Genomic DNA, 1,040 nt, shown 5'->3' with positions numbered 1-1,040 from the left:
GGCTTTGTTGCATAAACATTCAAAAGCTGAGTTTTCCCCAATCCATTCAAATTTAAGTGACAACTTGGGTGTGAGGTCTACCTAATTCCGTAAATCTATTCAGAACTGCCACACGCGCATGAATTTCATTGACCTGACTTTGAAAATGTCTTGCCGTCAGCTTATCTCCTAATAATTTGATGCAATGCATCTTGGTTTCCACCAAACTGCGACGGTGATAACCCGACCATTTTTTCCATAGGGTTCTGCCCAAATGTTTAACTGTTTGAAGTAACTCATTTCGTTCTATTGAACTGATTTTAGAATCTTTCCAGGGCTTGGCATTCTTTCTGGGTGGAATTACTGCATGTGCTTGACGATCTGAAATCACTTGTCTGCAGCACTTCGTGTCGTACGCCCCATCGGTATAGACAGAATCTATTCGCTCATCTGGTGGGATTTGATCAAGTAAATCACTTAGTACTTGTGAATCACTGACATTATTTGTCGTAAGCTGAACGGCACGTATTTGCAGTGTTTCAGCATCTATACCAATATGCAGTTTACGCCATTGCCGACGGTATTCAGGCTGATGTTTCTTACGCTTCCATTCGCCTTCACCTAAAAATTTTAAACCCGTAGAGTCGACGAGTAGGTGTAACCCATCACGACTTTTCTGATAGCTTATCGCAATATCAATATGCTTTTGTCGTCTACAGAGGGTGGAGTAATCTGGTGCTGTCCAATTCAAGCCACAGAGTTTAATCAGGCTTTGAGCAAAGCCAGTGACCATACGTAAAGAAAGACGGAATAGAGATTTGATCATTAAACAGCATTGAATCGCTGTATCGGAATAAGTTTGATTTCGTCCGTGCTTGCCTTGTGGTTGTGCATACCATTGGGTCTTAGGATCAAACCAGATTGAAATATTTCCTCGCTTGATTAAAGCTTGGTTATACGAGGACCAATTGGTTGTACGGTAGATTTTAGGTGCAGGCTTCTTCATCTGGAAATTATATTGCTGAAGAAGCCTTCAAGAATAGCTTTGTGCAACAAAGCCA

General features: G+C 41.3%; 1 protein-coding gene. It reads right to left on the bottom strand.

What is annotated here, in order from left to right; genetic code table 11:
• Positions 1 to 52: 52 nt before the first annotated feature.
• Positions 53 to 985: an IS5 family transposase gene (locus tag FTT77_RS17225; protein WP_180109598.1), complete on the bottom strand. Its 933-nt coding sequence runs from the start codon at positions 983 to 985 to the stop codon at positions 53 to 55.
• Between the last annotated feature and the right edge of the window lie 55 nt (positions 986 to 1,040).

The organism is Acinetobacter sp. YH01010 (genome assembly GCF_013420775.1).
In the GTDB taxonomy this organism is placed as follows: domain Bacteria; phylum Pseudomonadota; class Gammaproteobacteria; order Pseudomonadales; family Moraxellaceae; genus Acinetobacter; species Acinetobacter amyesii.
Note: the sequence above shows the minus strand (reverse complement) of the source record. Positions and strands in the feature narration are given on the sequence as shown.

Excerpts from the sequence above, each read along its gene's own strand:
- FTT77_RS17225 (WP_180109598.1), bottom strand. The coding sequence starts at position 985 with ATGAAGAAGCCTGCACCTAAAATCTACCGTACAACCAATTGGTCCTCG.